This is a genomic window from Microcoleus sp. POL10_C6, assembly GCF_036701585.1.
GTDB lineage: Bacteria > Cyanobacteriota > Cyanobacteriia > Cyanobacteriales > Microcoleaceae > Microcoleus.
On sequence record NZ_JAUBRB010000020.1, the window covers coordinates 92671 to 105542 of the forward strand.

Genomic DNA, 12872 nt, shown 5'->3' on the forward strand with positions numbered 1-12872 from the left:
CTTAGAAAATCAATCAATATCCCATAGCGAAGCACTGAAATCGTGTTCTGGTTTGACTGATTTTGGGTACAATTTCAGTTCTTCTTTGACAAGTTTGGCTGGGCGGACGTTAAGTAAGCACAAATTGTCTGGTGATTTATCAGTTGCCAGGATTAGTACCTGACCACAAACAATATCGCCATTCTGTGTCAGACAAGTTGGCTGAAGTTCTTTCGATACAGCATCAGCATCACAAAGCATGACGATCGAAGGATCAGAAAAACTCAACTCTTCTACTATTTGGAAATTAGCTGGCACTGCTTCACTACCAATTACTTCGTTAATTTCTTCGATCGTCAACATTTCAGGAGTGGTATAAACTTCTACCTCTTGCTCCTCTGTGACTAAAATGTAGTAAGGCATGGGTTAAAACTGGGAGCGACCCAGTAATTACGCTACTATTCGTAGCTTGCGGGCGCGGAGCGCATCGGAATTCCAAGCAACACTTTGGCAGCTTCAGTATTTTCGGGTAAAACGTAGAGGCAAAACTTGCCTTGATAAACGTAAAACTCTAGCTGATGAGTCATTTGCTTCATAGAAGAAACAACTCTATGAAGCTGATTCAACGGAAAATCAGCTACTTTCTGCAATCCGGCAATATTTGTCTCAGGTGAAGCCATTTTTAGAACTGAGAGCGACCCAGTAATTACGCTATATCTGAAATCATTAACGACGTTTGAAAATGTAGACTTTCTCATCCAACATCCGACGATAAATTCCCTCTGTCGAATAGAACCAATCTCGGATAATTTCTTCGATATTTAGATGCTTCCAGCTAAGATTGTTGCGTTTTAACTGTGAATCAAAAGCTTCTTGGGTAAGAATTTCTTTGATAAAATCTTCAGTGCGATCGAAACAACCTCTGTAATCTTCTCCAAAGTTTTTCAAGATTTCTGGTTCTTGCCGATGCTCGTAGAAGGAGAAATAGACACAAAATGGCTTGCCATATTTGACAATTCCTTTACCTACTTGTGCGATAAATGGTATTGGCATTTCTGGTGTCATCAGAAACTCAACGCTGTGAAAGCGTTGAAATGAACTAATTTTGACAGAACCATTAACTGAAGCCTGAATGTATTCAATATTTTGCTGCATTTCAGAAGCGTTGATAGCATCAATCCAAGTACCCTGGAAAGAACCTTCTTGTTGAAGATAAATTCGGGGTACATCGCATTGTTCATTAGTTGGGAAAGGTAAATTAATCAAAGGCTCAGAATTCGATCGCATGATAGTTATCAACTGGGAGCGACCCAGTTATTACGCTCTTCCTAATTTACAGGGATTTTTCTGTAACTCTACACAAATTACTAACTGCTTCGAGATGTTCTGGGGCAACATAGACTCTAAAAGCACCTTGTTTCCAGAGCGCATCAGGGTCAAACAGATGAAACTTTATTAGGTATTGAAACTCACTATTTTTCAGTGCAGTTTCGATTGATTCATGCTGATATGCAAAGAAATCACTTACAGTAATAAATCCGTTTTCAGTGGTGTCTGGCAATTCATTAGATTCGGATTCTGTCGTTTTGCAGTCGTTATCAAGGTTAGTCATGATTGTCAATACGAGAGAACAAATCAATACCTTTCTGCGAAGCACTAACCCAGAGACTTAAGTTAACTCCAATTGCTTCCATCATCGTTTGTACTTTCCTGAAAGTGTGTAGTAAGCAGTTGTTATTTCATCTTCATCGGCAGTCAAAGTTAAGCGATACACAGAGTTATTCCAGTTGTAGATTTCGGGAGCTTTGAATGCTATTAACTCAGTTTTGAATGCTGTAAACCAACCCTCTCGGCAAGCGTCGTACATCCGCAAACATACGATTATCTTTCGATCGTAATCTTTGATTAGGTGGCGTTTGATGCCTTTCACTAGACGAACTTCTGAGAGTTTTTCTAGTTCTTTTTGAGCAAAGTCAAAGCCTGTATCATCGAAGTAAGTTGCTCGTTTCTCATCATAAAACTGGTCATCAAACGGGATAAACTTTGGCACATCCCACATTTCAGGATTTGAATTAGCTAAGTCATGAGTGTTGGATAGATAACCTACTAACTGAGTTCCATCACCAGTGAACTTTGTAACCTCATCGACCATTTTCAGGACTTCGATGTAAGTTTTTAAGACAGTTTCTGAAGAGTTTTCAGCAGCTAAATATTTATAGCCCTGGACTCGAACAATGTAGCCCTCATCGTTAATCGTTATAACTTTCATGGAATCATCAAGCATGATGGTAAATAAGAAAGGAAAAATCAATATCTCAAAGCGAAGCATTAATGAAAAACTTGACCCTAGTAATTCCGATGAAAAACTAGGGTTAAGTCATCAAACTAAAGCATTAGACAAGTTAGTTTCAGCACCCCAAGCATCCCAGTTAGGGCGCTGTTGCCGAGCGAATAGTTCAATTCTTGACGGCTGGGACAACTTGCCCAAGCTCTCACAGTTTTCTAGTCTCTGACCCAGGGTGTTTGCAAGCACCCAAAACTCTTCAGGTTTCCTTGAATGTTCCTGACGACGGGCATAAATGACGTTAAGAACATTGGTCATTCCGAGTGTCTTCATGCTAGGAACCTTACCCTTTTTTCCTACCAATAAGTGCTCGGTACAGTTGCGACCATAATGCCCCATTCCCATGTGGGGTTTGCCAGCGATCGTCACCTTTACCCAGGTGAATGTACTTTTATGTTCATATCCCCACGCTAGGAGACATTGGAAGGCTAAGAATTGGTGATTGTTCGTTGTCCAGAGAAGGATATAGGAATCATCAGCTCCGATCGCACTAATCGGCATATCCATAATCTGCTGGTCAGTCATCGCAGGATATGGACATCGCCCTCGGTGGCTGGGGTCTGTTTCTCTTAAACCATACTGCCACGGCGGATCGAGAACTATCAGCCGATAATCTTTGCAGGGAACCGGGGGCAGATTTGGAATTAGATTGATGGCGATCGATAGTTTCAGTTGTCCTACTTTGTCATCAGCTTTGTAAGTTTTCATCCTAATTTCTATTTTCTTTTGAGGTGTTTGTTGCCATTTTTTGTTGCTGTTTCTGTTGTTCAGCGTTTTCTTTGTTGATAAGTAATCCCTGATAAAATAGTTCCTGTGCCTGTCTAATTTTCACAGTATTCTTATTTAGCGTTTCAGCAATCAAATACTTGAGAATTTCCACCGAAGTTTGACCATCTAATCCCGTTACATTTTGAACAAGTTGAGAACCAATGGCAATATATGCCAGTTCAAATTCTGTTGCGCCTGCTAGAACTTTGATTGCAAATTGTTCCAAGCTCCAGTTATTCGATCGAGCCGTTTCAAAGACTTTATCAACCTCTTTTTGAATTCTGGCAGCTTCGTCTATTACTTGTTGTTCTCTTTGAGCATTCATGATGTTCACCTCATTCTTTTTACTTCTGAAACTTTGATACTTCGTAAAGCACAGCCGTATATCTCGACATAGATATAGGTAATGATTTGACCTTCGATCGAATCTTGAGCTGTTTTACGATTAAACAAGAAGAACATTCCCCACCAAGTTAAAACCATCGGCGGTTCCTGCATAACTTCTGCTGTCAGATTTTTTTCATCAATGACTTCTAAGATGACAATGTGTTTCATGGTAACTATTTGATTTGAGAGAGATTAACTCAATCAAGTGATTAGTTTGTTAATTGGTTCCTGATATTTCACTAATCCATCAGCCATCAGAGTTATAGCTGTCTCTTCTGTCTCTAAATTACCCAACAAAGTAGCTTCTATCATTTGCTCAATGTATAGAAAGCAGGATTCTCCTTGTAGACCTGTGACACTTGTTAACAAGAGACTTGCAAATGCTAAATAATTAACATCTCGATCGATCACCTTCTGCCAAATTTCGATCGCAAACTCTCTAATCTTCAAGCCTCGTTTTCCGGCGCAGTTCACAATTTCCTTGATTCCATCCTTTAATTCTCGGATTTCTGCTTCTGGAGTTTGTTCATTAGTTTCTTGAAACATTTGGTTTCCTATATTCAAGGTCAATCCCTCTAAGCGAAGCATTATTTGCTTCACTTAGGTTTGATTGACATGAGCCTAAATAAGAGTTTCATCAAAGGTGTCTTTCTGTTCACCGTCAATTTCAATCTCTTTAACGTTGGAGTAAAATATCATGTGTACTCGTAAAGGGACGTTGCTACCTTTACCAAGCTGATTATGAAGCCAGCCAATGCAGGGCGATCGAATCGACTTATGACAAGTCATCACTGTAATATTTTTGCATTGAAGCTGAGAAACATTGCCAGTTTCATCAGCGATCGTCTCGCGTAATGCTTCATGAGTTTTAACGCAGTAGTTAGGAATATCAGCCACTGTTACTGATTTTTTCCACGGACAATTTTGGCATTGTTTGGTTTGAGTTAGGACAAGTTTTTTCATTAGTATTTGACAGAAATAATGCGGTCGAATTCGTCTCTGACAATTTTGGGACTTTTGTTAAAATTCATGCCACAGTTTCGGCAAGTGTAATGTCTCAAGTATCCGAGTTGACCCAGAAATATGAGCTGACCGTTACAGATTTTGCATTTCACATTCGCCATTTTCGTTATTCTCTTTGAGGGTGTTGTTGATAATTAAACCTTGATTAACTAAATCGACTGCCCAGTATACTATCGAAGCATCTTGTTGCAGAGTTCCAGTAGCTAGATATCGCAGAAATTGCAGCAATTCATCTCCCAGAAAAGTTGTGCTGTGGTGAATCATGCGACAAGCAATTGCTACATAAGGTTTTTTCTCTAACATTGCCTGAACCCAAATTTCAGTTGCAAAGTCAACAGTTGTGACCTGATTAGTAATTGCTTCAGCAAAAATTTTGTTAACCTCTGCTTGCAATTCTGCCAGTTGTTTATGCTTTTCTTGGAGTGTACAATCGGAATTTTCTTGGGTAGCAGTCATTTGATTTGCTCCTGATATTAGTTGAGTGATGTAGTGCGAAACTGTGTCCAGTCTCCAGAGTAGGAGAACTGGACAGGCTTTCAAGGCTTAATTTTCGCTTGGCAAGAAAAGAACTCTATCTCGTAAGAAAAGCTTGATTTCCGGCAGGGGAAACTCGGTATAAGGTATCTGTTGAATAACGGCAGGTGTAACTCCGAGTTTTGGCGTATCTTCCCAACAAGTCAGAACAGCATCATTAGGCGATTTAGGCTTGATAAATTCATGCGTATCGCCAACATGAAGGAACCAAAGTTGAAACTCGCTTAAACTACGAACTTTCCTCAGTCTGGGTTGATAGGAGACGATCGCATCAATCAACCAGTAAGCTTCAGCATTTTCAGCCAAGTATTTGACTCCATCGGTGTACAGAAGTCCAAGGAAATGCTTGTAATATTCCTCACTTCCATGAAAGTGTTCTAAATTCTTCGACAGTGTTTCAGCATCCATCTTTACTTTTGACATAAATCTGACTCACAAACTAAAAAATCACTTCCTTACAGCGAAGCATTACACGAGTATTTCAATTGTCTTGATTGTGTTGATTTTGTTGATTGAGAAAGGCTTGTTCTAATTTGTCATCGATCGCAAAGGCAAGAAGTGCGATCGCCGTTGCTATAGCTGCTTGATTTCCCGCTTTAGAACCTGTAACTAAAACATAAAATTGTTCTTGGTCAGTAAACAGTTCGGTAGCCATAGCAATAGCATTTATGTTGCCAGCTATAGTAGCTGTCCAAATCATTGAGGCAAATGCCCAATTATTCATGACTTGTTTTTGACCTTCATCGGTATCGATCGTTTCCACGCTTGACAAAGGATGAACAAAATGGGGTTCCATATTCTGCCTCAATTTATGTGACCAATTCCTCAACTTTAAACTCTCGCATTAAACTGTCCAAGTAGGACGTTTATCATTCTTGTCCCACTCTTCAAGAATTTTCCGAGTCCGTTCTAATGCTATTTCTTCAGATTGGAATTCTAGACAGAAATCAGGTGAGTAATAGCCTGCGTAATTTTGCAACCACAAAAGACCGTTAGTGCTTCCACATCTGCCATAACTCCACCATCCAATAGCACATTTATTTCTCAGAATCAATTTTTTGAGAAGATATCCGTCTCTTTTAACATCAGGGTTAGCAAATACTTTGCCTAGTTCAATTTCTTCCATCTGATTTTTGAGAGTAAATGACTTGTTTTATAAATCAGAATCAAAAAGCGAAGCATTTAACCTTTCGGCTAGGCGGTTCCTTCGACCCTTTGGCTACGCTCAGGGCGACGCTTCGCTTTTTAATAACAATTAATTTTCGTCAACCTCAAGAGGTGAAAGATGAGAGTAAGAAGTGGAATGGGTTTGAGTGCGATCGGCAATGCTGGCGGATTTAGCGCCCGATCGAATTGCCCAAGTTTTTAAATCGTCAATTTGTTCTTGAGCAATCCGTGCCAGAGGAACACAGCCGATGATTGCTACGCTCAAATCTCGCTCTGTGAATTCCCGTCCGGCACTGAAGGCCGTTTGCATTCCATCAAAAATAACTTGCTCAATTTCTGCACCGGACAGGCAGGCTGACTGACTTGCCAACATTCCACAATCGAAGTCTCCCAACTTCACTCGATCGGGACGGATGCGGCTGAGGTGAACTCGGAAAATTGCTTCCCGCTCTGAGTGGTTTGGCAAGTCAACCCAGAAAATTTCATCGATCCGTCCCTTGCGGATCAATTCGGCGGGGAGGACTTCGGCGCGGTTGGCGGTCATCACCACGAACACTGGCGCGGTCTTTTCTTGCATCCAGGTCAGCAGCGCGCCGAATACCCGCTGGCTCGTGCCAGAGTCGCCATCCATACCAGACATAATGTTGGCGAACGCTTTGTCTATTTCGTCTAAGAATAAAATACATGGTGCGATCGCCTCTGCCAACTTAATGACTTGCCTGATGCGGTTTTCGCTTTCGCCGACCATACTGCCAAAGACCCGACCGACATCGAGGCGTAGCAGGGGCAATTTCCATTCAGCAGCAATGGTTTTAGCCAGCAGGGATTTACCTGTTCCCTGAATGCCGGCCAGCAGTACCCCTTTGGGATTGGGCAAGCCATACTCACGGGCTTCGTCGCTGAAAGAGCGCGATCGAACCTTCACCCATTGCTTGAGATTTTCGAGTCCGCCGACAGATTCCAGCCCTGACTGAACCGGGACAAATTCAAGGATGCCTGTCTCTCGGATGGTTTGCCGTTTCTCCTCGATGACCGCAGCGAGGGCCCGAATATCAACTTTTCCAAGAACTAAACACTTGGCAAGGACGCGGGAGATCCGGCACCGAGTCAGCCCCTGGCAAGCCTTTGTTAGCTGTTGCCGTTGTTCTGGGTTCAGTTTGATATTCTTGCCAACCAGTCGATCAATCAACTTCGATATCTCCTCGATGCCTGGTAAAGAGACATCTACCACCGTAATTTCTTCCCGCAGCTCTTGAGGCATTCTGAGTTGATCGGAGAGAATGACGAGACAGCGACGGTCACGGGCGATGGTCACTGCCAAATTTTTCAGTTCGCGGACGATCGCTAGCTGGTTAACAGCAATCTGTCCATTGGCACCGGGGGCAATAAGAGTCGCGATGTCTTTCATGACAAAGACAGTGACTTGTTCCATTGTCGGCGCTTTGCTGATCCGCTCCAAGGCTTGCATCGGATTTCCCTTGGATGTACCCGAATCCGTCCAACCACGGGCAAAATCCCAGAAGTAGATTTGCCCTTCCTTAGCTTTTGCTATATCACACAAAATTTCTTCGGCGGTTTCCTCTTCTGGGCTTACTACCCACAACAAAGGAAATCGTGCCATCAACATTAGCTGAATTTCTTTTTTTAGGTCTATCATATTTCTATCCCCTGATTAAGTAAGTCGGCGCTTTAAAACGCAACTATGTAAACGATGTAAAGTTTCCAAATGCTTTCTAATGGCTAACTTAAGCCTATTTACATACGGTTACATTAGTCGTTTTAATCCCGTCTATCTACTTACTACCGATTACCAAGTACCGATTGCCAATTACCCTATTACCGCTTGACGATTACTGGTTGATACGAGAGTGATTTTGAGTATTGAGTTTAAGTCCTCACTTAATACTTAAAACTCCAACCCCGCAACCCAAATTTTCTCAGTAACAGTTGTTCAAAGCTGTTACTGAGTTTTTGTTTCTGTTTCTGTTTCTAGTGAACAAGAGCAAGTTTTGGTTTCTTGCTTTTACTGGGAGGTTTTTCAGAAACGTTATCAAAAACGTTATCAGAAACGTTATCAGAAACGTTATCAGGAATGTTATCAGGAATGTTATCAGGAGTGTTATCAGGAGTGTTATCCGATGATAAATTAGCCACGATGCTTTTCAATTCTTCAATTTCTTTGAGAGCATCAGACAAATCAGCCTGGAGTGTTTCATTTTCAACCATAAGCTGAGCATCGGTAACTTGATCTGAATCCTCAAATTCTCGATCGACTTCTAAAGCCCCACTGATTTTTTGTTGAGTTTGCAGGTTAGTGATTGTTGTCGAAGCTTCTTTAAGTTGAGCTCTTAGCTGTTCTATTTGAGATTCTAGGACTTGTTTCTCACCAACTTGTGATTGCAGAGCTTGGATTTGAGAATGGAGACTGGACACTTCTCGTTCCCGTGCTTCGATTTGTCCATTAAGCTTAGATATCTCACTGAGTCGATCGCGAGAAGCATTTTCAAATTCTGCAACTTCGAGCAACCGTTTTTCAGCAAGTGTCAATTTGGCTTTCAATTCATTGTTTTCGGCTTGAAGCAAATCTAACTGCTGACGAAATTCTTCAGAATCGGTCAACTTTTGTTTGTTCAGATTCATGTACGCTTCCCGAAGTTCGTTTCGTTGGCGTTCATACTCTGCTAGATAAAATTTCAACTCCATTTGATTTTGAGGAAAATCTTTGAGTTGTTGACGCATCAGCTCATTTTCCTGAGCTAACTGTTTCATCCGATCGCCACTCACGCTGGTATCAGCTTTTTGATAAGCCAGTCTGTAGAACGCGATCGCCATTTGATGAGAAACCTTGAGAATATCTTCAGGTATTTCGGAGTCCTCCAGCAAACCATCGTCCGCTGCTTCCAACAGTGCTGTTGCTAAATCCTTCTCTGATTTTCCTTGCTTCATCAGCGACAGATTATCTGTACGCCATTCTTTCAGCAATTTGCAGATAATATCGGTGCTCCCTCCGATTCCGTAAATTTCCTTGAGCGCTGCACCCACACTCCGAACCACAATGCCTATACGATTCTTGTTAAGCACAGCACACGTAAAATCAATCATTTCTCGACTAATTCCTGTGTATTGTTGAGTTCGATCGACCTCAAATCCTGTCAAGTCAAGCGTTTGAAACGTTGTGGGTAGTTTTGGCATGGTTTTTTTAACTCGGTAATTTTGACAAAAAGATTCCGTACTTCTTTCTGAAGCAATTTTGCTTTTGCAATGTCCTAAAAGTTGAATCGCGCAAGCCTTGCGTCACATTCCTAAGCAGATCGTTGATTACTGAGGCTGCTGGTTCTCAGATTTTTGGGGCTGTTAATTTTGGCTTGTGCGATTATCATACCACTTAATAAGACATTATGACAAGCCATTTTGTCTTGTTAAGGTTAAGCAAGCATTTCGTAGTTTGTTTCCTCCTCTACTAAATCTGACAAATCCCTGGGAAGCTCTTCCCAATGAACATTGAGAGCATCACAAAGGTCGATCCAGTCGCCCCGAGTAAGGGCTGGCTCTTTCCCCAGCGTCTCCCATCGCTGCAAAGTTCGCACTGCAATCCGATTTCCCAAACGTGCTACTAATTGCTCCCTACTTAGTCCCGCTTTTTCCCGTAAGTATCGCAACACAGTAATTTTCCTAGTTTCTAAGGATTGATCTTTAGGTCTTTCTGTCATAATATCAATTACAGGACAAATTGGCTACTTATTTTGTCTAGCCAGTTTGTCTCTTCTCGTAGAACAACTAGCGATCGAGGCCGGGGGCTAATTCGACCTCGATCGCTAGCACTATTCTCGCAGCCATCTCAACAAATTCACCCATGTTGAAAATCCGTAACGAAAAACCACGCACCCCAAAACCACATTTCATACAGGCACAGTTTTCCAGAAAACAAAATGCGGTAATTCCATACGGATTTGGGAAACAGCTAACTCAGCTATTGGCTAACTGAAAAACTGCCCTAAAAAATCAGTACAGAACATGACCCAAAACGGATGGTGTCGATCGAATTATCACAAGGACGGCAAACGATGCTTCGGCTTATTAACGAATGGGCTGTGTGCCGAGTGCTATTGGTCAGATCCAGCCCAAGGTACTTTCCCAGCTAGCGAAATTCAAGCAAATGAAAGTCAAAAAATCACACGACTGAGAGAAAGAATCAATGATTTGGAAGAAAAACGATCGTCGGTCAATCAGGAAATCTATCGTTTGCGCCAACAATTGCAAACTTTAGTCGCAGCAAAATCAAAATCAGGAGTCAGAAAGCAATGAATATAGATCGTGAGCTGGCACAAAAGCACCTGAATTACTTGGGCTATCAACCGGGCGAAGCTTTGTTGAGGTTTTTCTATCATAGCTCTGATGAACGCAAGAAAAAGGATAAAGGTCGCAAAAGTTCTGAGCTTAACTGGCAACAGATTGAGCAGTATCAAGCAGACAAGCGCGGTGTTTATGTCGTGGTTAATGGTGCAGGCGCAGGTACAGCCGGACATAGCGATGCTGAGATTAAGCAGTGCTGTGGTATTTTCTGCGAGTGGGACGATATCCCGTTGGCAGAACAATTTGAAAAATGGAGCGAAGTAGGTTTTGTTGAACCAACTTTCACCATATTTAGCGGTGACAAGTCGATGCAACCGTATTGGCTTTTTGATGAGCCGATCGCACAGGAACAATGGCGGGAACTGCAAGTGCTTCTGATCGAAGTGATGGAAGCAGACGAGAGCAACAAAAATCCCAGTCGTGTTTTTCGGCTCGCGGGTGCGTGGCACGTTAAGCCCGATCGCGAACCCGTTAAAACCGATTTTGTTGAAGAGTCCGGCACTCGCTACAGCTACAGTGATTTGCGCGATCGACTTCTCATTCTCTATCAAGAGTTACTCGCTCGGAAACAACGAGAACTTGAGGAACAGCACCAAGCTTTACTGCAATTTTCTACCACTGCTACTGCGACTGCCACCCACAGCGCTACTGTCTTAGACAGTGCGACTGCCACGACGGGGCGCACTGCCACCGCAACTCTAACTGCGACACCGGAGGAAATATCTCAACGGTATAAAGACATCACTGTTCCGGTGCCGGTGCCAATTTCTCTACAGTGCGGTCTGGGAAAGCCCAACAAGGAATTTTTGAATGGAGTAGCGACTCTCAGAAATACCTCAATGGCAACACTGGCACGGGATTTAATTGGAGTTCAATCTGAGTTCAGCCGACTCGGACAAGTAACCAATGAGGATGCCTACACTCTATTTCTTGATGCTTGTCGGCGTTGTTCTCCCGGCGGTGGCTGGGATCAAGAAGAGTGGGATCAAATCTGGAATTACGCAGTTAAGTCGAATCCGATCGCCAGCATCTCTAAATATGTTAGTGATGGGATTGAAAGCTGCATTAAAGGTGAATACTGGCGATTCATTAAGTCTTTGCAACCCGATCATTTAGTTTCGCGAATGGAGGCAGAGGCTGAATCTGATTTGGGTAACTCTCCTAATTCGGCTGCTAGCTCTGATTCATCACCTGAATTTAATATTTTAAATTCAGATAACAGAATGATTCAGGATTACCGAAAAATCATTAGAAAATTTGGCAAACGGCTTCGTTTGAATAAACTCAGCAAGCGAATCGAAATTGACGGTACACCAGTATCACTCGATCGAGTGCGAATTCAACTCGCAATTAAACACGGAATTCTCGTAAAATCCAGTCGAGAAGATGTTCAAGATATCCTGACAGAAATAGCAGTAGAAAATCAGTATTCACCAATTGAAGAGTATCTAAATTCTTTGCCACCAGCACCAGATACTTCGTTTTTAGATAGTCTCGCTGAAAAATATTTTGGTGTCAACGATCCAATTTATGAAATGTTTGTCCGAAAAACATTAATTGGTGCTGTGAAACGAACGTTTGAACCAGGATGCAAAATAGACACAGTTCTGATTCTGCAAGGGAAACAGGGCTATAGAAAGTCAACTTTTTTTAAGGTGCTGGCGGGAGGCAAATATTTTGACGATTCCCTGGGAACTGTTTCTGACAAAGATGAACGGCTGAAATTGCACCAAGCCTGGTTTGTAGAATGGGCAGAGCTAGAGAGTGTTTTCAGACGGCGGGATGTCAGTGCAACCAAAGCTTTTTTATCCACCGGAACAGACAAAATTCGACCGCCATATTGCCGAGATATTGAAGACTTCAACCGACCCAGCATCATTGTCGCAACCACCAACAAGCAAGAATTTCTCGCTGATGAAACAGGCAACCGGCGATTTTGGGTAATTCCGGTCAAGCACCGGATTGATACTAAATTGCTTAAGAAAGAACGAGATGCGATTTGGGCTGCTGCGATGCTGGCTTACAAATCTGGCGAAGAACCTTGTCTTGACTATGAAGATGAAGAAACTGCCGAACACATTGCTCAAGAGTTTCAGTCATCAGATCCCTGGGAAGATGTCATCGAAAATTTTATTGAACACCGCGAATATATCCGACTCAGCGACCTTCTCACTCATCTCCAAGTTGACCTGAGCCGACAAGAGCGATCGCATCAGATGCGCTGTTCCGCCATCCTCAAAAAATTTGGGTGGGAGCGAGAGTTTCGATCGATATCCAGCAAACGAGTTCGAGTTTGGTGCAAAACTGAACCCGAACC

Annotated in this window: 19 protein-coding genes; 2 read left to right on the forward strand and 17 right to left on the reverse strand. The window is 42.4% G+C overall.

The features are described 5' to 3' along the window. Positions 1-9: 9 nt before the first annotated feature. From QUA34_RS13795 to QUA34_RS13875, 17 genes are all read right to left on the reverse strand, one after another. Positions 10-402 (reverse strand): hypothetical protein, encoded by a 393-nt coding sequence (locus tag QUA34_RS13795; protein WP_333387361.1) that lies wholly within the window; start codon positions 400-402, stop codon positions 10-12. Positions 403-437: 35 nt separating this feature from the next. Then, the gene (locus tag QUA34_RS13800; RefSeq protein WP_333348351.1) at positions 438-659 is read right to left on the reverse strand and encodes a hypothetical protein; all 222 of its coding nucleotides are present in this window, start codon (positions 657-659) and stop codon (positions 438-440) included. Positions 660-705: 46 nt separating this feature from the next. Continuing rightward, positions 706-1266, reverse strand: a complete 561-nt coding sequence (locus QUA34_RS13805; RefSeq protein WP_333387365.1) for a hypothetical protein — start codon at positions 1264-1266, stop codon at positions 706-708. Between the two features lie 46 nt (positions 1267-1312). Continuing rightward, positions 1313-1591 (reverse strand): hypothetical protein, encoded by a 279-nt coding sequence (locus tag QUA34_RS13810; RefSeq protein WP_333387368.1) that lies wholly within the window; start codon positions 1589-1591, stop codon positions 1313-1315. Between the two features lie 81 nt (positions 1592-1672). Continuing rightward, the gene (locus tag QUA34_RS13815) at positions 1673-2248 is read right to left on the reverse strand and encodes a hypothetical protein (protein ID WP_333387371.1); all 576 of its coding nucleotides are present in this window, start codon (positions 2246-2248) and stop codon (positions 1673-1675) included. A gap of 111 nt (positions 2249-2359) precedes the next feature. Beyond that, on the reverse strand, positions 2360-3031 hold the full coding sequence (locus QUA34_RS13820) for an MT-A70 family methyltransferase (RefSeq protein ID WP_333041324.1): 672 nt from the start codon (positions 3029-3031) through the stop codon (positions 2360-2362). A 1-nt stretch (position 3032) separates the two neighbouring features. Beyond that, the gene (locus tag QUA34_RS13825; protein WP_333387374.1) at positions 3033-3416 is read right to left on the reverse strand and encodes a hypothetical protein; all 384 of its coding nucleotides are present in this window, start codon (positions 3414-3416) and stop codon (positions 3033-3035) included. 5 nt (positions 3417-3421) lie between these two features. Next, positions 3422-3646, reverse strand: a complete 225-nt coding sequence (locus QUA34_RS13830) for a hypothetical protein (protein WP_333041326.1) — start codon at positions 3644-3646, stop codon at positions 3422-3424. Between the two features lie 33 nt (positions 3647-3679). Next, positions 3680-4024, reverse strand: coding sequence for a hypothetical protein (locus QUA34_RS13835; protein ID WP_333119853.1), 345 nt, complete (start codon positions 4022-4024; stop codon positions 3680-3682). A 75-nt stretch (positions 4025-4099) separates the two neighbouring features. Then, positions 4100-4441 (reverse strand): hypothetical protein, encoded by a 342-nt coding sequence (locus QUA34_RS13840; protein WP_333292193.1) that lies wholly within the window; start codon positions 4439-4441, stop codon positions 4100-4102. 132 nt (positions 4442-4573) lie between these two features. Continuing rightward, on the reverse strand, positions 4574-4957 hold the full coding sequence (locus QUA34_RS13845) for a hypothetical protein (RefSeq protein WP_333387378.1): 384 nt from the start codon (positions 4955-4957) through the stop codon (positions 4574-4576). An 87-nt stretch (positions 4958-5044) separates the two neighbouring features. Further along, positions 5045-5458 (reverse strand): DUF6876 family protein, encoded by a 414-nt coding sequence (locus QUA34_RS13850; protein ID WP_333387381.1) that lies wholly within the window; start codon positions 5456-5458, stop codon positions 5045-5047. A 58-nt stretch (positions 5459-5516) separates the two neighbouring features. Then, positions 5517-5831, reverse strand: coding sequence for a hypothetical protein (locus tag QUA34_RS13855; protein ID WP_333387383.1), 315 nt, complete (start codon positions 5829-5831; stop codon positions 5517-5519). Between the two features lie 48 nt (positions 5832-5879). Continuing rightward, positions 5880-6161: a hypothetical protein gene (locus QUA34_RS13860; RefSeq protein ID WP_333387385.1), complete on the reverse strand. Its 282-nt coding sequence runs from the start codon at positions 6159-6161 to the stop codon at positions 5880-5882. A 129-nt stretch (positions 6162-6290) separates the two neighbouring features. Beyond that, positions 6291-7859: an AAA family ATPase gene (locus QUA34_RS13865; protein WP_333387388.1), complete on the reverse strand. Its 1569-nt coding sequence runs from the start codon at positions 7857-7859 to the stop codon at positions 6291-6293. A 332-nt stretch (positions 7860-8191) separates the two neighbouring features. Then, positions 8192-9394: a hypothetical protein gene (locus QUA34_RS13870; protein WP_333387391.1), complete on the reverse strand. Its 1203-nt coding sequence runs from the start codon at positions 9392-9394 to the stop codon at positions 8192-8194. Between the two features lie 233 nt (positions 9395-9627). Next, a complete protein-coding gene (locus QUA34_RS13875; protein ID WP_333102126.1) occupies positions 9628-9912 on the reverse strand; it encodes a helix-turn-helix transcriptional regulator in 285 nt (94 codons plus the stop codon). A 304-nt stretch (positions 9913-10216) separates the two neighbouring features. Here QUA34_RS13875 and QUA34_RS13880 point away from each other — a divergent pair, with 304 nt between their 5' ends. Together QUA34_RS13880 and QUA34_RS13885 are read left to right on the forward strand one after the other, a co-directional pair. Next, positions 10217-10507: a hypothetical protein gene (locus QUA34_RS13880; RefSeq protein WP_333332939.1), complete on the forward strand. Its 291-nt coding sequence runs from the start codon at positions 10217-10219 to the stop codon at positions 10505-10507. After that, positions 10504-12872 (forward strand): virulence-associated E family protein (locus tag QUA34_RS13885; RefSeq protein ID WP_333387394.1); only part of this gene is annotated, 2369 nt, incomplete at its 3' end. The genes QUA34_RS13880 and QUA34_RS13885, both read left to right, overlap by 4 nt.